This window comes from Rhodoferax sp. LB1P47, assembly GCF_056521445.1.
Window position 1 is genome coordinate 558,705 of the sequence record NZ_JBWMAU010000001.1, and the last position, 18,025, is coordinate 576,729.

At 61.3% G+C, this 18,025-nt stretch carries 20 protein-coding genes; 7 read left to right on the forward strand and 13 right to left on the reverse strand.

All coding sequences use genetic code 11. The features are described 5' to 3' along the window. Positions 1-387: 387 nt before the first annotated feature. On the reverse strand, positions 388-2,268 hold the full coding sequence (glmS, locus tag AC0969_RS02655) for a glutamine--fructose-6-phosphate transaminase (isomerizing) (RefSeq protein WP_479622575.1): 1,881 nt from the start codon (positions 2,266-2,268) through the stop codon (positions 388-390). Between the two features lie 135 nt (positions 2,269-2,403). Here glmS and AC0969_RS02660 point away from each other — a divergent pair, with 135 nt between their 5' ends. From AC0969_RS02660 to rpoH, 6 genes are all read left to right on the forward strand, one after another. Continuing rightward, on the forward strand, positions 2,404-2,892 hold the full coding sequence (locus tag AC0969_RS02660; RefSeq protein WP_479622576.1) for an Lrp/AsnC family transcriptional regulator: 489 nt from the start codon (positions 2,404-2,406) through the stop codon (positions 2,890-2,892). Between the two features lie 61 nt (positions 2,893-2,953). Then, on the forward strand, positions 2,954-3,181 hold the full coding sequence (locus AC0969_RS02665; RefSeq protein ID WP_479622577.1) for a hypothetical protein: 228 nt from the start codon (positions 2,954-2,956) through the stop codon (positions 3,179-3,181). Positions 3,182-3,410: 229 nt separating this feature from the next. After that, positions 3,411-4,904: an FAD-linked oxidase C-terminal domain-containing protein gene (locus tag AC0969_RS02670; RefSeq protein WP_479622578.1), complete on the forward strand. Its 1,494-nt coding sequence runs from the start codon at positions 3,411-3,413 to the stop codon at positions 4,902-4,904. Further along, a complete protein-coding gene (gene glcE / locus AC0969_RS02675; protein ID WP_479622579.1) occupies positions 4,904-5,983 on the forward strand; it encodes a glycolate oxidase subunit GlcE in 1,080 nt (359 codons plus the stop codon). The genes AC0969_RS02670 and glcE overlap by 1 nt, the downstream gene beginning before the upstream one ends. Positions 5,984-5,985: 2 nt before the next feature. Then, positions 5,986-7,218: a glycolate oxidase subunit GlcF gene (glcF, locus tag AC0969_RS02680; protein WP_479622580.1), complete on the forward strand. Its 1,233-nt coding sequence runs from the start codon at positions 5,986-5,988 to the stop codon at positions 7,216-7,218. A gap of 162 nt (positions 7,219-7,380) precedes the next feature. Next, the gene (rpoH, locus tag AC0969_RS02685) at positions 7,381-8,322 is read left to right on the forward strand and encodes an RNA polymerase sigma factor RpoH (RefSeq protein WP_479622581.1); all 942 of its coding nucleotides are present in this window, start codon (positions 7,381-7,383) and stop codon (positions 8,320-8,322) included. Between the two features lie 45 nt (positions 8,323-8,367). On the opposite strand, the gene AC0969_RS02690 is transcribed toward rpoH, so the two are convergent. From AC0969_RS02690 to AC0969_RS02710, 5 genes are read right to left on the reverse strand one after another with little or no spacing between them, the layout of a single operon-like run. Continuing rightward, entirely contained in the window at positions 8,368-8,979 is a 612-nt protein-coding gene (locus tag AC0969_RS02690) for an SCO family protein (protein WP_479622582.1), read from the reverse strand. A gap of 2 nt (positions 8,980-8,981) precedes the next feature. Continuing rightward, positions 8,982-9,893: a heme o synthase gene (gene cyoE / locus AC0969_RS02695; protein WP_479622583.1), complete on the reverse strand. Its 912-nt coding sequence runs from the start codon at positions 9,891-9,893 to the stop codon at positions 8,982-8,984. After that, on the reverse strand, positions 9,890-10,993 hold the full coding sequence (locus tag AC0969_RS02700; protein ID WP_479622584.1) for a COX15/CtaA family protein: 1,104 nt from the start codon (positions 10,991-10,993) through the stop codon (positions 9,890-9,892). The genes cyoE and AC0969_RS02700 overlap by 4 nt, the downstream gene beginning before the upstream one ends. Next, a complete protein-coding gene (locus tag AC0969_RS02705; RefSeq protein ID WP_479622585.1) occupies positions 10,994-11,719 on the reverse strand; it encodes a hypothetical protein in 726 nt (241 codons plus the stop codon). After that, positions 11,661-12,392: an SURF1 family protein gene (locus AC0969_RS02710; RefSeq protein ID WP_479622586.1), complete on the reverse strand. Its 732-nt coding sequence runs from the start codon at positions 12,390-12,392 to the stop codon at positions 11,661-11,663. The genes AC0969_RS02705 and AC0969_RS02710 overlap by 59 nt, the downstream gene beginning before the upstream one ends. A 15-nt stretch (positions 12,393-12,407) precedes the next feature. Here AC0969_RS02710 and AC0969_RS02715 point away from each other — a divergent pair, with 15 nt between their 5' ends. Beyond that, on the forward strand, positions 12,408-12,641 hold the full coding sequence (locus AC0969_RS02715) for a twin transmembrane helix small protein (protein ID WP_479622587.1): 234 nt from the start codon (positions 12,408-12,410) through the stop codon (positions 12,639-12,641). Positions 12,642-12,689: 48 nt separating this feature from the next. Here the strand turns inward: AC0969_RS02715 and AC0969_RS02720 are convergent, their stop codons facing one another. From AC0969_RS02720 to AC0969_RS02750, 7 genes are all read right to left on the reverse strand, one after another. Beyond that, complete coding sequence (locus tag AC0969_RS02720; protein WP_479622588.1) at positions 12,690-13,571, reverse strand: cytochrome c oxidase subunit 3; 882 nt, start codon at positions 13,569-13,571, stop codon at positions 12,690-12,692. Between the two features lie 48 nt (positions 13,572-13,619). Next, on the reverse strand, positions 13,620-13,823 hold the full coding sequence (locus AC0969_RS02725; RefSeq protein ID WP_479622589.1) for a DUF2970 domain-containing protein: 204 nt from the start codon (positions 13,821-13,823) through the stop codon (positions 13,620-13,622). After that, complete coding sequence (locus AC0969_RS02730; protein ID WP_479622590.1) at positions 13,820-14,440, reverse strand: cytochrome c oxidase assembly protein; 621 nt, start codon at positions 14,438-14,440, stop codon at positions 13,820-13,822. Before AC0969_RS02730 ends, AC0969_RS02725 begins: the two co-directional genes overlap by 4 nt. A gap of 17 nt (positions 14,441-14,457) precedes the next feature. Next, a complete protein-coding gene (locus AC0969_RS02735; RefSeq protein ID WP_479622591.1) occupies positions 14,458-14,574 on the reverse strand; it encodes a cytochrome oxidase small assembly protein in 117 nt (38 codons plus the stop codon). 2 nt (positions 14,575-14,576) lie between these two features. Continuing rightward, positions 14,577-16,217, reverse strand: coding sequence for a cytochrome c oxidase subunit I (ctaD, locus tag AC0969_RS02740; RefSeq protein ID WP_479622592.1), 1,641 nt, complete (start codon positions 16,215-16,217; stop codon positions 14,577-14,579). A gap of 41 nt (positions 16,218-16,258) precedes the next feature. Then, complete coding sequence (coxB, locus tag AC0969_RS02745; RefSeq protein ID WP_479622593.1) at positions 16,259-17,440, reverse strand: cytochrome c oxidase subunit II; 1,182 nt, start codon at positions 17,438-17,440, stop codon at positions 16,259-16,261. Positions 17,441-17,511: 71 nt separating this feature from the next. Further along, positions 17,512-17,988, reverse strand: a complete 477-nt coding sequence (locus tag AC0969_RS02750) for a DUF2244 domain-containing protein (protein WP_479622594.1) — start codon at positions 17,986-17,988, stop codon at positions 17,512-17,514. Positions 17,989-18,025: the final 37 nt, after the last annotated feature.

Sequence of the window (18,025 nt, forward strand, 5' to 3'; positions counted from 1 at the left end):
TCATAGTCCTATGTGAAGATAGTGAAAATAGTTTGTTTTCACTACATACGAACGTATATCTATCGGATGCATCCCACCGGTATGCAATCAAGTGCCATGCTTGGCGATGGTTCACCCCATGCGTTATCGACGCACTTTGCCTTCTATCCATTCGGTGAATGCAGCTATCACGCCATACAGCAGCGCGCGCCTTAAAGAGCGGCCAGCTGCGACCGGGGGGCATAGTTGCACGAAACTTGGCAGTTAGTTACAGGGCTTGGTCACGCTCCTGTTTACGACTTTAGGAATCTGTAGTTCATATCCAAGGCCCGGCAAACCCGCATGAATGCTGGGGCCCTGTTTACGACTTTAATTGCACGGAATATGAGCGCCCCAAGAGCGTCACAGTTATTCCACCGTCACGCTCTTCGCCAGATTGCGCGGTTTGTCCACATCCGTGCCGCGCGCACAGGCCGTGTGGTACGCCAGCAATTGCAGCGGCACCACGTGCAAGAGCGGCGACAGCGCGCCGTAGTGCTCAGGCATGCGGATCACGTGCAGGCCTTCGCCGCTTTCGATGTGCGAGTCAGCATCGGCCAGCACATACAGCACACCGCCCCGGGCGCGGACTTCTTGCAGATTGCTCTTTAGCTTCTCGATCAGAGTGTCGTTGGGGGCCACGGCCACTACTGGCATCTCGCTGGTCACCAGGGCCAGCGGGCCGTGCTTCAGTTCACCAGCGGCATAGGCTTCGGCGTGGATGTAGGTGATTTCCTTGAGCTTGAGCGCACCTTCCAGGGCGATGGGGTAGTGCAGTCCACGGCCCAGGAACAAGGCGTTTTCTTTCGGCGCAAAGTCTTCGGACCAGGCGATAAGCTGGGGCTCTAGTGCCAGCACGGCTTGCAGGGCGGCGGGCAGGTGGCGCATGGCTTTGAGGTGGCCGGCCTCTTCCTCGGCGCTCAGGCGGCCCTTGGTTTTGGCCAGTGCCAGGGTCAGCAGAAACAGACCCGCCAACTGGGTGGTGAAGGCCTTGGTGGAGGCCACGCCAATCTCGACCCCGGCGCGGGTGATGTAGGCCAACGCGCACTCGCGCACCATGGCCGAGGTGGAGACGTTGCAGACCGTCAGCGTGTGCTGCATGCCCAGGCCTTGGGCGTGGCGCAGGGCGGCCAGGGTGTCGGCGGTTTCGCCGGACTGGGTGATGGTGACCACCAGCGTCTTGGGGTTGGGCACCGAGTCGCGGTAACGGTACTCGCTGGCAATCTCCACCTGGGTGGGTACTTTGGCGATAGATTCCAGCCAGTATTTGGCGGTGCAGCCGCTGTAGTAGCTGGTGCCGCAGGCCAGAATCAGCACCGAGTCGATGTCGGCAAACACCTTGGCGGCGTCGCCCCCATTGGGGCCATCAAACAGGCCGGGCACGATGGCGGTCACGCCTTCCAGCGTGTCGCCGATGGCGCGGGGCTGCTCGAAGATTTCCTTTTGCATGTAGTGGCGGTACGGGCCGAGTTCGGCCGCGCCGCTGTGGGCGTGTACGGTTTTGACGCTGCGGATGACGGGCTTGTGGGCCTTGTCCACGATCCAGTATTTGCCCAGCTGTACATCCACCACGTCGCCCTCTTCCAGGTAGACGATTTGGTCGGTCACACCGGCCAGCGCCATCGCGTCGCTGGCCAGAAAGATCTCGCCCTGGCCCACGCCCAGGATCAAGGGCGAACCGGCGCGGGCACCGATGATGCGGTGCGGCTCGTCTTTGCTGAACACCGCTATCGCATAGCCGCCGCGCAGTTGCAGCACGGTGGCTTTGACCGCTTCAAACAGGTCGCCGTTGTACAGGCTATCGACCAGGTGGGCGATGACTTCGGTGTCGGTCTGGCTGGTGAACACGTAGCCCTTGGCTTGCAGGGCGGCGCGCAGTTCATCGTGGTTTTCAATGATGCCGTTGTGTACCAGGGCGATGCGGCCGGGGCGCTCGGCAGCATCTTTGCCGGGGCCGTGGCTGAAATGGGGGTGGGCGTTGTGTACGGCCGGTGCGCCGTGGGTGGCCCAGCGGGTGTGGGCGATGCCGGTGCCGCCTTCAATGTGGTCCTCGGCCACCTGGGCCATCAGCTCGGCCACGCGCGAGGTGCTGCGGGCACGGCGCAGGGCACCGGTGTTTTGCGTGGTCTGGCCGTTGTCCTGGATGGCCACGCCGCAGGAGTCATAGCCCCGGTACTCCAGCCGTTGCAGGCCCTGGACCAGAATGGGGACGATATTGCGGGTAGAGACTGCGCCGACGATGCCACACATAGAGAACTCCGGGGTTGTTGAATGTGCGGATGTTATGCCTCCCCATCTAAACATTGGTTTCAATATTTAACAATATTTGAAATATTATTTCTCAAATATAAACACGAGAAATTAAATTGCAAATACACTTAATTAATGGAACAAATAGACCTAGACAACACCGACCTGCGCCTACTGCACCAGTTGCAAATAGACGCATCGCTGAGCAACCTGGCGCTGGCCGAGCGGGTCCACGTGTCTGCACCTACCTCCCTGCGGCGAGTCAAGCGGCTGGTGGAGGCGGGGTTGATCGAGCGGCAGGTGGCAATTTTGAGCGCCGACAAGCTGGCGGTGCAGCAGGGCCACGGCCTCACCGCCATCGTGGAGATCACGCTGGACCGGCAGGACGAGGAGCGCCTGGCCGCGTTTGAGCTTCGGGTGGCGGCAGATGACGCCGTGCAGCAGTGCTACCGCGTGTCGCCTGGGCCTGATTTCTGCTTGGTGGTGTTTGCCCACGACATGCCGGGCTACTTGGCGCTGGCGCAGCGGCTTTTCACAAGCGATGCGAATGTGCGCAACGTGAAGGCGTTTTTCAGCCTGAAACGCAGCAAATTTGCGCCGTTTGTGCCGGTGCTCACCCTATGACTCCAGGCTTTACCGCCTTGGGGCCCAGAGTCAGCTTGTATCCATTTACATTACCCGCACCATGACGCATTACAAAACGATTTACAAATGCAGCCAATGCGGTGCCACCAGCTACCAGCCCGTGATAGGGCGGGATGCCAGCGGCGCACTTATGCCGACCGGCGCATACCGCTGCACCGGCTGCCGGATGACCTTTACCGACCCCAAGGACTGGTGGGGCCACCCCGGGGCCGCCACCGCAGCGCCGGTGCAGGCCGACCCGCATGCAGGCACTTCGCAGGGCAGCTGATTGCTATACTTTTAAACCAATATTTCAGATATAAAAATAGCTGCTAGCGCATATTTAATATGCGCTAGCAGCTATTTTTTTAGGAGTAAATATTCAGATCGTGCGGCGGCGTATCACCCGCTACAAAACTACCGCACACATACATTTCTGCAACCTCCCCCACCAGAAATTTCAGCGCCATCGCGCGCCCGGGCTGCTTATAGTCATTGACTTGCTGCACCTACCCACGATGAAAACTGCCCCCCCCGAAGACCGCACCCCATTGCTAGCCCGCCGCGCCCAGGTGGCCGCCGCCCTGGCCGCCGCCCTGCCCCGCCACGCCATCCTGTCGCGCACCGAAGACACGACGCCCTACGAATGCGACGGCCTGACCGCCTACCGCGCCCAGCCGCTGGTGGTGGTGCTGCCCGAAACCGAGGCCCAGGTGGCGGCGGTGCTGCAAATTTGCCACCAATTGGGCGTACCCGTGGTGGCCCGGGGCGCAGGCACGGGTTTGTCCGGCGGGGCCATGCCGCACACCTTGGGCGTGACGCTGTCGCTGGCCAAGTTCAATCGCATCCTGCACATCGACCCGCTGGCCTGCACCGCCACCGTGCAGTGCGGCGTGCGCAACCTGGCCATCAGCGAAGCCGCTGCGCCCCACGGCCTGTACTACGCCCCCGACCCCAGCAGCCAAATCGCCTGCACCATAGGCGGCAACGTGGCCGAGAACTCCGGCGGCGTGCACTGCCTGAAGTACGGCCTGACCCTGCACAACGTGTTGCGGGTGCGCGGCTTTACGGTGGAGGGCGAGGCGGTGGAATTCGGCTCGGAAGCGCTGGACGTGCCCGGCCTGGACCTGCTGCCGCTCATCATCGGCAGCGAGGGCATGCTGGCCGTGACCACCGAGGTGACCGTCAAGCTCATCCCCAAGCCGCAGCTCGCCCGCTGCATCATGGCCAGCTTTGACACGGTAGAGGCCGCAGGCAACGCCGTGGCCAGCGTCATCGCCGCCGGCATCATCCCCGCCGGGCTGGAACTGATGGACAAGCGCATGACGGCGGCAGTAGAGGACTTTGTGCACGCTGGATACGACCTAAATGCTGCTGCCATCCTGCTGTGCGAAAGCGATGGCACCCTGGAAGAGGTGGAAGAAGAAATTGCCCACATGCGCAGCGTGCTGGAGGCCAATGGTGCCTCCGGCATCGCCATCAGCCGCGACGAGGCCCAGCGCCTGCAATTCTGGAGCGGCCGCAAAAACGCTTTTCCGGCATCCGGCCGCATCAGCCCCGACTACATGTGCATGGACTCCACCATTCCGCGTAAAAAGCTGGCCGAAATTCTGCGCGCCATCGAAGCCATGGAGCAGCAGTACGGCCTGGCCTGCGCCAATGTGTTCCACGCAGGCGACGGCAACCTGCACCCGCTGATCCTGTTCGATGCCAACGACCCCGACCAGCTGCACCGCTGCGAGTTGTTTGGCGCCGACATTCTGGAAACCAGCGTGCGCCTGGGCGGCACCGTCACGGGCGAGCACGGCGTGGGTGTGGAAAAGCTCAACTCCATGTGCGTGCAGTTCAGCGCGCCCGAGCGGGAGCAGATGTTTGCCGTCAAACGCGCCTTCGATCCCGTGGAGTTACTCAACCCCGGCAAAGTCATCCCCAGCCTGCAACGCTGCGCCGAATACGGCAAGCTCACCGTGCTGCGCGGCATGCTGCCCTTCCCCCATTTGCCCAGATTCTGATGCACCATCCCGCACTCCAACGCCTGATCGACCAGGTCCGCAGCACCCACAAACCACTCCATATCCGGGGCGGCAACACCAAGCATTTCTACGGCGAAACGCCCCACGGCGAGGCGCTGGATGTGCGCCCCCTGAACGGCATCAGCAGTTACGAGCCGAGCGAGCTGGTGGTCACCGTGCGGGCAGGCACGCGCCTGGCCGAGCTGGAAGCCACGCTGGCCGAGAAAGGCCAGTGCCTGCCCTTTGAGCCGCCGCGTTTTGCAGAAGGTAGCACGGTGGGTGGCATGGTGGCCGCAGGGCTGTCCGGCCCGTCGCGCGCCAGCGTCGGCTGCGTGCGCGACTACGTGTTGGGCACCACGCTGCTGAACGGCCAGGGCGAGGTGCTGACCTTTGGCGGCCAGGTCATCAAGAACGTGGCCGGGTACGACGTGTCGCGGGTGATGGCCGGGTCGCTGGGCGTGCTGGGCGTGATTTGCGAGGTGTCGCTCAAGGTATTGCCCATCGCCACGGCCACCGCCACGCGGGTGTTTGGCATGGACGAGGCCGCTGCACTCACACAACTCAACGCCTGGGCAAGTCAACCACTGCCCATCAACGCCAGCGCCTGGCACCATGGCCAGTTGCACCTGCGGCTGACGGGTGCACAAGCGGCCGTGAACGCGGCCTGCGCCAGAATAGGCGGCACGGCCGTCGAACCAGAGATTGCCGCCAGTTGGTGGGACAGCGTACGCGACCACCAGCAGGCCTTCTTCCACCTCGACAACCTCCATCTGGCCAAGGGCGAGCACCTGTGGCGCATTTCGGTGCCCGCCACCACGGCCCCGCTGGCCCTGCCGGGTGTGCAGTTCATCGAATGGGGCGGAGCCCAGCGCTGGCTGCGCGGCATCGCCACGGCCAAGCAGGTGCGTGCTGCGGCGGCCCAGGCAGGCGGCCACGCCACGCTGTTCCACGCCGCCACGCCGCGTGCGCAGATTTTTACGCCACTGTCCGCCCCGCTGCAGCGCATCCACCAAGGTCTGAAAACCGCCTTCGACCCCAAGGGGATATTCAACCCCGGTCGCCTGTACCCCGGGCTTTAAAAATGCAAACCAACCTGTCACCCGAATTCAAAGACACCGCCGACGGCCAAGCCGCCGAGGCGATTCTGCGTAAATGCGTGCACTGCGGCTTCTGCACCGCCACCTGCCCTACCTACCAGCTGCTGGGCGACGAGCTGGACGGCCCGCGCGGCCGCATTTATTTAATGAAGCAGGTGCTGGAAGGCGCGGAAGTGACCCGCAGCACCCAGCAGCACCTGGACCGCTGCCTGACCTGCCGCAACTGCGAATCCACCTGCCCCAGCGGCGTGGAATACGGAGCACTGGTAGACATCGGGCGGCGCATCGTCGATGCCAAGGTGGAGCGCCCCGCCATCGAAAAAGCCGCCCGCTGGGTGCTCAAGGAAGGCCTGACCTCGCCGCTGTTCGCCCCGGCCATGCAGGTGGGCCAGGCCCTGCGCCCGCTGCTGCCCAAAGTACTGAAGAACAAAGTGCCCGCAGCCACCCCCGCCAAGCCCTGGCCCACCCGCACCCACGCACGCAAGGTGCTGCTACTGACCGGCTGCGTGCAACCGGCCATGATGCCCAACATCAACAGCGCCACCGCCCGCGTGCTGGACGCGGCAGGCATACAGACCCTGGTGGCAGACAAGGCCGGTTGCTGCGGTGCGCTGCGCAGCCACCTAGGCGACCACACCGGTGGCCTGGACGACATGCGCCGCAACATCGATGCCTGGTGGCCGCTGCTGCAAGCCCACCAACCCGAGGCGATTGTGATGAACGCCAGCGGCTGTGGCGTGATGGTCAAAGACTACGGCCACGCCCTGGCTGCCGACCCGGCCTACGCCCATAAAGCCACGCTGATCAGCGAACTGACCCGCGACCTGAGCGAGCTGCTCCCCGGTCTGGTGGAGGCCTTGCGCGACAAGGTGCAGCCCGAAGCCGTCACCCAACTGGCCTTCCACCCGCCCTGCACGCTGCAACACGGCCAAAAGCTGCGTGGCGGGGTGGAGGCACATTTGGGCGCACTGGGCTTTACCGTGCAGATAGCGGGGTCGGAAAGCCATTTGTGCTGCGGCTCGGCGGGCACGTACTCGGTGCTGCAACCCACGCTCGCGACCCAGCTGCGCGACCGCAAGCTACACCACCTGGAGCCGCTGGGCGCACAGGTGATCGTGTCGGCCAATATCGGCTGCATCCAGCACCTGCAAAGCGGCACGGCCACCCCGGTGCGCCACTGGGTGGAGGTGCTGGACGAGGCCATTTTTAAGCATTAAATCAGCCTCTAGCGCTTATTTAATATGCGCTAGTAGCTATTTAATTTATAGCAATAATCCATCATCCTACGGGAATATCCTCTATTACAAGTGCAATGAAGCGCGCTTAGCACTCGCGACTATAGAGTGCTAGTATTGCCGCTTAGAGAAAAGGAATCTGGTATGAACCTTCAAACTGGAACGATGTCCTCCGCGCTGGCCGCCCCCAATCCCTGGGCGATGGTGCCGCCGCTAGGCAACCTCGATGCTTATATTTCGGCCGTTAACCGCATGCCCATGCTCACGCTAGAGCAAGAGCAGCAGTTTGCCCGCCAGCTCAAAAACGACAACGATGTAGATGCCGCCGGGAAACTGGTGATGTCGCACCTGCGCCTCGTCGTGTCTGTGGCCCGCCAGTACCTGGGCTACGGCCTGCCCCACGGCGACCTGATCCAGGAAGGCAACGTCGGCCTGATGAAGGCCGTCAAGCGCTTCGACCCCGACCAGGGCGTGCGTCTGGTGAGCTACGCGCTGCACTGGATCAAGGCCGAGATGCACGAGTACATCCTGAAGAACTGCCGCATGGTCAAGGTGGCCACCACCAAGGCGCAGCGCAAGCTGTTCTTTAACCTGCGGTCGATGAAGCAGGGTTTCAAGTCCGAATCTGCCGCAGCCAATGCCGGTACGCACCGCGAAACACTGAGCGAGTCGGAAATCGAGTCCATGGCCACCCTGCTCAAGGTGAAGCGGGAAGACGTGATCGAGATGGAAACCCGTTTGTCAGGCGGCGACGTGATGCTGGACCCGGGCCCGGGCGATGACGGCGAAGACAGCTTCGGCCCCATCGCCTACCTGGCCGACACCCACCAGGAGCCCACCGCCCTGCTGGAAGCTCGCGACCGCGACTACTTGGCCAGCGACGGCATCCAAAGCGCCCTGGACGGCCTGGACGAGCGCAGCCGCCGGATTGTGGAAGAGCGCTGGTTGAAGGTGGCCGACGACGGCTCGGGCGGCATGACGCTGCACGACCTGGCAGCGGTCTACGGTGTCAGCGCCGAGCGGATTCGCCAGATCGAAACGGCGGCCATGAAGAAGATGAAAAAGTCGCTGGCTGAATACGCCTGACCATTAGATCGGCAGCATGAAAAAAGGGACCTCGCGGTCCCTTTTTTACGTCTTCTGTTTCAGCAAAAGCTTCAAATCCCCGGTCAGCGCCACCGCGCCGCCACCGTAGCGGGCGTACAGGCGCAACCGGCCCTGCGTGTCATAGACGTAGCTGCCCGCCGAATGGTCCATCGTGTAGCTGGTGGGCGTGGAGCCCGGCACTTGCTTGTAATAGGCCTTGTAGTCTTTGGCCACTTTGGCCAATTGTTCGGGCGTGGGGATCAGCGCCAGGAAGCTCGGGTCGAAGTTGGCCATGTAGGCCTTCAGCACCTCGGGCGTATCGCGGGCCGGGTCTACCGTGACGAAGATGGCTTGCAGCTTGTCGCCATCCGCACCCAGCGATTTTTTGACCTCGGCCAGCTCGGCCATGGTGGTGGGACACACGTCCGGGCACTGGGTGTAGCCAAAAAACAGCACCACCAGCTTGCCCGCAAAGTCCTGGATGCTGCGCGGCTGGCCGTTGTGGTCGGTGAGCTGGAAGTCTTTGGCGTAGTCGGCCCCGGTCAAGTCAATGGCGGCAAACTTGGCCGCAGGCTCAGAACAAGCAACAAATAGGCCGCTAGCGCATATAGCAACTGCGCTAGTAGCTATTAATTTAAGAGCATTTCGTTTCAACATGGTCACAGCAGATAGTGGTCTACCAGCAGCGCGGCAAATAGCACGCTGAGGTGGATGAGTGAAAAACGGAAGGTTTTGCGCGCCAGCGCATCCGAGTAATTGCGCCACAGCGCAAAGCCATAACCGCAAAAGCCCAGGCTCAGCACCACCGCCACGGCCAGGTACAGCCAGGAACTCATGCCGTAGATAAAGGGCATCAGGCAGCCCGCGAACAGCACCAGGGTGTACAGAAACACCTGCAAGCGGGTGAACTCGTTGCCATGCGTCACCGGCAGCATGGGCAGGCCGGATTTGCGGTAGTCCTCCACACGGTACAGGGCCAGCGCCCAAAAGTGCGGCGGGGTCCACAGGAAGATGATCAAAAACAGAATCAGCGCCTCGGGGCCGACGTTGTCGGTCATGGCGGCCCAGCCCAGCACTGGCGGCATGGCCCCCGAGGCCCCGCCGATGACGATGTTTTGCGGGGTCAGCGGCTTCAAGATCATGGTGTAGACCACGGCGTAGCCCACAAAGGTGGCAAAGGTCAGCCACATGGTCAGCGGGTTGACCCACACGTACAGCAGCACCGAACCGGCCAGACATAGCAGGGCCGAGAACAGCAGGGTTTGCCAGTCTTGCAGCTCATTGCGGGCGGTGGGCCGCCAGGCGGTGCGCTTCATGCGGGAGTCGATGCCTTTTTCCACCAAACAATTGAACGCGGCGGCGGCCCCGGCCACCAGCCAGATGCCAAAGCAGGCGATCAGGCCGCGCCGCACTTCATCCCAGGTGGGCACGCCGGGCACGGCCAGCACCATGCCGATCAAGGCACAAAACACGATGAGCTGGATCACGCGCGGCTTGGTCAGCGCGTTGAACTGGCGCAGCCGCGACGGCAGGCTGGTGGGGTTGGGTGCGGTGGCTTGGGCAGAACTCATACGGACAATCTCGAAGGTAGAACGGAAGCAGTGCGCTGGACGCAAGCGGCCCAGGTCAGCACCACCACCAGGGCGGCGGCACCGCCGGTATGGGCCACGGCGGCCAGCAACGGCCAGCCCAGCACCACATTGCTGAGGCCGGTGGCGAACTGTAGGAGCGTCAGCCCCGCCAACCAGCGCGCCTGCCGCCGGGTCACCGGGCTACGGTGCAAGCGCCAGGCCGCCCAGGCCAGCACGGCCAGTACCGCATAGGCCATCAGCCGGTGCGCGTAATGGATGGCGGTAAGCCCGGCAAAGCTGAGGTAGCTGCCGTCTTGCAGTTGCCCCAAAGGCCGCCAGATCTGGAAACCCTGGCGGAAATCCATCACCGGCCACCAACTACCGTGGCACAGCGGAAAGGTGTCGCAGGCCAGCACCGCGTAATTGGTACTGACCCAGCCGCCCAGCACGATCTGCACGGCCAGCAGCACACAAGCCAGCCCGACGGCAGCCGACATCCGGCTGCGCCGCGTGCCCCCGACGGCCTGCGCACACAGCAAGGCCAGCAGCACCAGCCCGCCCACCAAATGCAGGTTGACGATGGCCGGAAACAACTTCATGGTGACAGTGAGCGCGCCAAACGCGCCCTGCACGCAGACCCACACCAGGGTGAAGGTGGGCCACCAGGGGTTGATGGCGGCATCTTGTCGGCGGGCCCACCAGCTGGCGATGGCCAGCGTCAAAATCAACACGCCGACCGAGGTGGCCAGATAGCGGTGGACCATCTCCACCCAGGCCTTGCCGTGGGTGACCGGGCCGGTGGGCATGGCGGTTTGCGCCTGGGTGATCTCGGCCACCGCGCCCAACGGGCTGGCGTTACCGTAGCAGCCGGGCCAGTCGGGGCAGCCCAGGCCGGAATCGGTCAGGCGGGTGAAGGCCCCGAACAGCACCAAGTCGAAGGTCAAAAACAGCGTCAACACCGTCAGTGCCTGCAAGCGGCGGGCGGGTGCGGCATTTTTATTGCGCAGCCAGACCCAGGCTAGCGGGCCGAGGGCGATTACCACGCCCATCAGCATCAGGCGCAGGGCGGGAGACAGGTCGTACAGGGCTTGGGATTCCATTCAGCGGCCTGCATCGTCCCAGGAGTTGGAGCCGCGCAGTAGACGGTCCAGATCGCGCTTGGCTTTGGAGGCCCCTTCGATGTCCAGCCCGGCGGGGAAGCGCATCATCCAGTTGCCCATCGGGTCCACCACGTACAGGTGGTCTGACAACAGCTGGCCCACGGCGGGGGATAGCCATTGGGAGAGTTGCAGTTCACCGACGCGCAGTACGGTCGCCCCTTTGAGGGCGGGGCGCAGGGCATCGGGAATGGGCGCATCGTCGGTGACCAGCCAGATCCAATCGACGCGGTCTTTTTCCTTGCCCAGGGTTTCACGCAGTTGGCGCTGCAAATACAGGTGCTTTTGGCAGGCAGCGTCGCAGGCCCCGCCCGCCACGCTGACCAGCAACCACTGGCCTTTGAGGCTGCGCAGGTTGCCGGCTTGGCCGTCCAGGCCCCTCACCACTTGGTCGGGCAGCGGGCGTTGCGGGGCTATCAGCTCGCCCAGGTTGGCACGGCCTTGGGGGCGCACCACGTAGTAAGTGAAGTACGAGGCAATCACCGGCGCGGCACAGGTCAGCAGCACGCCGAGCATCTTCCAGCGGCCCATGACCGTGCGGCGGCGCGCGCCGTCCAGCGCCTGCTCTGGCGTGGGCAGGGAATGCACGGTGAGCCCCAGCGGGTGGTCTTCAGGTGGACCGTTTTTGGAGCGGAAAGAAGAAGCGTCGGACAATTTGGAACCAGACATAAAGAATTGCGATCAGGGCGCAGAGCCCAAACCATTGGAATGCGTAGCCATAGTGTTTTTCAACCCCCAGGTTGGCGAGCGGCCAGTCGCGCAGCAACGGCCCCTCGGCAGGGCCGGTTTGCCGCACCGACAAAGGCAGCAATGCCAGCCCGGTCTCGGCACTGAAAGCCACCAAGTCGAGATTTTGCCGGATGGCTCCCACGTCTGCGCCTTTAAAGGCGTATAGCGCAGACGGTGGCGGGGCCATCTGGCCCACAATCTCCAGCTCGCCCGCCGGGCTATCGATGGACGGCAAGGCGCTGCGGTCCAGAAAATTGCGCGCCACCCAGCCGCGCTGCACCAGGATGGCCGTGGCGCTACCCGCCAATTTGAACGGTGTGACAGCGTAAAAACCGGTCCGGTCGTGCATCTGGCGGTTGTCCAGAAACACGGTGTGCTGCGGCACCCACTGGCCACGCAGGCGGACCTGGCGGTGCAGCAGGTCTTGCGTTTTGGACGCGTCGCTGAGTTCGGCCACTGCGACCGGCGGGCGGGTGTTCTGCGACTGGATCGCTGCGGACAAGGCTTCTTTTTGGGCCGCGCGCGACAACTGCCAGCGGCCCGCAGCAAAAGTTACCACCAAGCCAATCACAGCCCCGGCGGTCAGCAAGGCAAAGCGCAGTTTGGGGCTCACGGGATAATACCGGTCATGACTTATCTCGCCCTTGTCGCTTTTGCGGCCATCTTCGCCAGCCTGGCGGCTGCCCTGTACTTCATGCTCAAGGGAGGCGGAAAAACCGAAGACGAACAGGCGGCCAAATCCGGCCGCATGGCCAAGGCGCTGGCGTTTCGCATCGGATTTTCGGTGGTGCTATTCATCTGCATTTTGGTAGGTTGGAAGCTGGGGTATCTGCACCCGACAGGCATACAGGCCGGTCAATAAAAAAGCGCCGGGTGGCGCTTTTTTATAGGAAGCCCTGGTGCCGGTCCATCAAGTCCAGTAGACGATGACGTACAGGCCCAGCCATACCACGTCGACGAAGTGCCAGTACCAGGCCGCACCCTCAAAGCCAAAGTGCTTGGAGGGCGTGAAGTGGCCCTTCATCAAACGCAGGGTGATAAACAGCAGCATCAGCATGCCGACCAGCACGTGGAAGCCGTGGAAACCGGTCAGCATGTAGAAGGTGGAGCCGTACACACCGGACGTCATCTTCAAATTCAAATCGTTGTAGGCATGGACGTATTCATAGCCCTGCACAAACAAGAATACCGTGCCCAGCAACACCGTGGCCCACATAAAGGCAATGGTTTTGCCGCGCTCGCCTTTGACGAGTGCGTGGTGGGCAATAGTCAAGGTGACACCTGAGGTCAACAGCAACGCCGTGTTGATGGTGGGCAGCCAGAACGGGGTCATGGTCTGGAAGGGTTCAATGATGTTGGCGGGCGATGCAGTCACACCCGCAGCAATACTCGGCCAGACGGCTTTGAAGTCGGGCCAGAGCAAGGCGTTGTCCAGGCTGCCCAGCGCAGGCACCGAATGGCCACGCGCCCACCACAGGGCGGTGAAGAAGGCACCAAAGAACATCACCTCGGAGAAGATGAACCAGCTCATGCTCCAGCGGTACGACAGGTCAATCTTGTAGCTGTACAGGCCGCCTTCGCTCTCATTGATGGCATCGCGGAACCATTGGTACAGCACACCCCACCAAAACAACAGGCCACCTGCCAGGGCGTACTTGCCCCAGTCTTCGCCGTTGATCCACTGGCTTGCGCCCAAGATCACAAAGAACAGACCCAGGGCGGCCATAGCCGGATGGCGCGAAGGGCCAGGTACAAAGTAGTACGGTGTTGCAGCGTGTGCGGTTGAACTCATGTCAGCTCCTTGCTCTCATCATTCTTGTGAAATCCATGTGGCAAAAATTTACTTTGCCACCACCCAATTAACCAAAAAAATCAACCCTAAGACGATCAGCAGCACCGCCACCAAACCCACCGCAATCACATGCAACGGGCTGATTTTGGCCAGATCGTCCTCGTAGCCGCTTTGCTTGCGGATACCCACAAACGACCACGCCACGGCTTTGACCGTTTGCAACACACTGGCTTGACCGGTGGGCGAACTCATGACCCCTGCCCAACGGATACATGGCGACTTGCATCCACCGTGGACGCAGGCGCAGGCGGTGTCTTGCCGCCCACTTCAAAGAAGGTGTACGACAAAGTGATCGTCGTCACATCTTTTGACAGCTTGGGGTCGATCACAAAGGCCACCGGCCATGCTTTCTTCTCGCCCGGCTCCAGCGTGTACTGGTTGAAGCAAAAGCATTCCAACTTATTGAAATGCGCCGCCGCCTGGCGGGGGGCATAACTGGGAATCGCCTGGGCCGCCATGCGCCGGTTTTGCGTGTTCTGAAATTCGTACATCACCGTGGTCAACTCGCCAGGATGCACTTGCACCGAGCGCTTGGCAGGCTTGAACTCCCAGGGGCCACGGGCATTGGCATCGAACTCCACCGTGATGGTGCGGCTCAGGTCCACCTGGGTATTGGCAGGCAAAGAAACATTTTTGCCTGCCGTGCCCACCCCGGAGGCTTGGCGCTCGGCAATCGACAAGATGTTGATGCCCGTCATTTCACAAATGGCTTTGTACAGCGGCACCAGCGCGTAGCCAAAAGCGAACATGGCTACGGTGATGACGGCCAGCTTGCCGACCATTTTGAAATTTTCGCTACGGACGTTCATACCCACTTAATACTCATTTATGGGTGGTTCAGCAGATACATCTTGGCGAAGAAACCGATGAAAAAAACCACTGCGATGGAGGCCAGGATCAGGCCGGTACGCAGGTTGGTTTTTTTTTGCTGGGGGGTCAACATGTTTAACCAATCACACGGGTTGCGGTGATGTCCAGCTTGGGCGGAGTCTCAAAGGTGTGGAACGGTGCGGGCGAAGGCACTTCCCATTCCAGACCTTCGGCTGCTTCCCAAGGCTTGGCGGAGGCTTTTTCCCCCTTGCCCAGCATGGCGGGCAAGACGATGAAAAAGAAGAAGTAAATCTGCGCAAAACCAAAGAAGAACGCGCCCACCGAAGCCACGGCATTGAAGTCGGCAAACTGTAACGGATAGTCGGCATAGCGGCGTGGCATACCGGCCAAGCCCAAGAAATGCATGGGGAAGAAGGTCACGTTGAAGGAAATCAGCGACCACCAGAAGTGGATCTTGCCGCGCCGTTCGCTGTACATCACACCGGTCCACTTTGGACACCAGTAGTAGAAACCGGCAAACATGGCATAGAGCGAGCCCGCCACCAACACGTAGTGGAAATGCGCCACCACGTAATAGGTGTCTTGCAGCTGGATGTCAATCGGTGCCACAGCCAGAATCAGGCCGGTGAAACCGCCCATGGTGAACACGAAAATGAAGCCTACCGCGAACAGCATCGGGGTTTCAAAAGTCATGGAGCCCTGCCACATGGTGGCGATCCAGTTGAAGATTTTCACGGCAGTCGGCACGGCAATCAGCATCGTGGCGTACATGAAGAACAACTGGCCCGTTACCGGCATGCCGGTGGTGAACATGTGGTGCGCCCAGACGATGAAGCTCAGAATCGCAATCGAGGAGGTGGCATACACCATCGAGGCGTAGCCAAACAGCTTTTTACGGGCAAACGCTGGCACGATGTGGCTGATGATGCCGAAGGCCGGCAAGATCATGATGTAGACCTCGGGGTGGCCAAAGAACCAGAAAATGTGCTGGTACATCACCGGGTCGCCACCGGCGGCAGGGTTGAAGAAGCTGGTGCCAAAGTGGCGGTCGGTCAGCGTCATGGTGATCGCACCGGCCAGCACGGGCATCACGGCGATCAGCAGGTAGGCAGTGATCAGCCAGGTCCAGCAGAACATTGGCATCTTCATCAGGGTCATGCCGGGGGCGCGCATGTTCAGGATGGTGACGATGATGTTGATCGAACCCATGATCGACGAGGCACCCAGCACATGCATCGCGAAAATACCCGCATCCATCGACGGACCCATTTGCAGGGTCAGCGGCGCATACAGCGTCCAGCCCGCTGCGGGTGCGCCGCCGGGCATGAAGAACGAGCTGACCAAGGTCAGTGCCGCCGGAATCATCAGCCAGAAGCTGAAGTTATTCATGCGGGCAAAAGCCATGTCAGACGCGCCGATTTGCAGCGGAATCATCCAGTTCGCAAAGCCCACAAAGGCCGGCATGATGGCACCGAACACCATGATCAGACCGTGCATGGTGGTGAGCTGGTTGAATAGCTCGGGGTTCACAAATTGCAGACCGGGCTGGAACAGTTCGGCACGGATGATCAGCGCCAAGATGCCGCCAATCACCAGCATCGTGAAGCTGAACAGCAAATACAGCGTGCCAATGTCCTTGTGGTTGGTGGCGAACACCCAGCGCCGCCAGCCGGTGGGGGCGTGGTGGTCATGGTCGTGGCTATCGTGGCCATGTCCGTCATGTGCGTGGTCGTGGGGATGGAGAACTGCACTCATCTTGGCTTTCCTTGGGGATCTTGTACGTTAACGAGAGCAGCTTACTTGCCGCGCTGGGCCAAGACATCGGCGGGCTGCACCAATTGGCCGGTCTTGTTGGACCAGTTGTTCTTGGTGTAGCTGATCACAGCCGCAATATCGGTATCGCTGAGTTGCTTCCAGGCAGGCATGGCACCGTTATTTTGGCCATTGAGCAACACGTGGATTTGCTTGCTCAGGTCGGTATCCAGCACGACAGCTGCGCCATCCAGCGGTTTGATCGGGCCAGCACCTTTGCCGTTGGCCTGGTGGCAGGCGGCACAGTTGGCGGCGTACACCTTTTCGCCGCGCTTGGAGATGTCGTCGAGGGTCCACACTTTGGCAGGATCGTCTGCCTTGGCGGCCATTTTCTTTTTCTCGCCATCCACCCAGGCGGAATAATCTTCGGCCGACAGCACCTTTACGTGGATGGGCATGTAGGCGTGCTCTTTGCCGCACAGCTCGGCGCACTGGCCGTAGTAGCTGCCGATTTTTTCGGCACGGAACCAGGTGTCGCGCACAAAGCCGGGAATCGCATCCTGCTTGATACCGAACGCAGGCACCATGAAGGCGTGGATCACGTCGTCGGCAGTGGTGATGATGCGGATTTTCTTGTTGACCGGCACGACCAGGGCGTTGTCTACCTTGAGCAGGTAGTCATCGCTCGCCTTGCTCACGTCGCCACTGTTGGACATGGCGCGCTGGCTGCTATCGAGCGTGGACACAAAGCCAATGCCTTCGCCCTCGCCCTTGATGTAGTCGTAGCCCCATTTCCACTGCATGCCGGTGGCCTTGATGGTCAGGTCGGCGTTGGTGGTGTCCTTCATGGCGACCACCACCTTGGTAGCGGGTAAGGCCATCAGGATCACGATAACAAACGGCACGATGGTCCAGATGATTTCTACCGTGACCGACTCATGGAAGTTGGCCGCCTTGTAGCCCTTGGACTTGCGGTGCTTCCAGATGGAATAAAACATCACGCCAAACACCGCGATAAAGATCACCGTGCACACGATCAGCATGAACCAGTGCAGCCACTGCTGCTCGGCAGCAATCTTGGTGACAGCAGGAGGCAGATTGGTCTGCATCACCGCAGGCCCACCGGGCAAATCATTGACCGCATATGCAGCAGTGCTGAGCCATGCGCCCGTCCACACGCCCAGCGTGGGAAGCAGTGAAGCCAACTTGTTAGGGATCATCTTCATCGTTTTCACTTATTCAACACCTCAATTGAACCAATCTTCCTGCGCCAGCCATCTGCCCCAAAGGGCTTGTCTCATGCGCTGCGCAGCGCCATCCGAATTTCCCGTGCCAAAGCCGACCGTAGCTCCGGGCTCACGTACCGCCCTACCTCCACTGACCGCCCCTGGCCAGACACCTCGATCAAGGAACGATCTCCCGTTTTGGGTTCGATACGGACCCATTCACGGCGAAATTCAGCCCGCTCCAGGCGACCTGCGTTTTCCAACTCAACCACCAGTTGCGTGCCTTGCAGCGAAATCCTCTCGCCATCGGTAGCGTGCCGGGAATAAACCAAAAATGCGGCCCCCACTGCAGCCAACTCTAGCCAGGCAAAAGGCAGCACCAGCTTGGCACCCTGAACCCAGAAAAACGTCGCAATACCCAGGGACACCACACAAATGGAGGCATACATCCAGCCCAACTGGGCCGGTGTCACCGAGCAGTTGCGCTTCAGGAACCAGTGGATGTTCTGGCCCGAAACTGTGGCGAAGCGAAATACCAGGTTCGGCACGTTTGGCACTCACAAAAATTAGGCAGACGTGCTGACG